We start from the raw sequence: 594 nt of genomic DNA, 5'->3' as shown, positions 1-594 counted from the left end.
GTGCATCGAGCAATAATCCGGAGAATGCACGTCAAGAGCCTAAATATACACAGCTGTATGGTGTAGAAGGTGCCGACGGTAAGATGTCATTGGATCCCCAGGCGTCCCCAGAGCCTCAGGGTGCTGAGGGAAAGGAAGAGCCTCATAAACGCATATCAAAACAGTTTGATATAGATCCCAACACCCGTGAGCCTCTTCTCATCGCACAGGCTATCAGGAATGTTCTGATTATTATTCCTGTACTCATTATGCTGGTTGTTTTTGTCTGTGTATTCATTAACGTTTTGGTGTCTGCGCCCAGTGGATATGATGATCTTATCTTGGCGGGTATGTTTATTATTGCCGTTATTGCACTTCCTTACATGATTCACGCTATCTTGCAGGTTGTCGCGTTTATGCGGTTTAGGAGATCAGTCAAGTTTCGGTGGATACGAGGCGCCAATATTTACGGTCTTATTGTTGCCCCGATCTCCGAGGTTACCTATGTGCCGTTTATGCTAGAGCGGATTCTTGATCCATCTTCATCTGCCGAGAGCTCTTTTACAATAGTGGGGGTTATAGTAGCCCTTTACGAGGTTATTTTGGGCATCTTAA

The 594-nt window shown here is 45.5% G+C and carries 1 protein-coding gene; it reads left to right on the top strand.

Annotated features, from left to right (window positions below; genetic code table 11):
- Positions 1-594: uracil phosphoribosyltransferase (locus tag HMPREF2804_RS09100; protein ID WP_070628043.1), on the top strand; the 594-nt coding region annotated here is incomplete at both ends.

This window comes from Rothia sp. HMSC065G12 (genome assembly GCF_001811455.1).
GTDB lineage: Bacteria > Actinomycetota > Actinomycetes > Actinomycetales > Micrococcaceae > Rothia > Rothia dentocariosa.
Note: the sequence above shows the minus strand (reverse complement) of the source record. Positions and strands in the feature narration are given on the sequence as shown.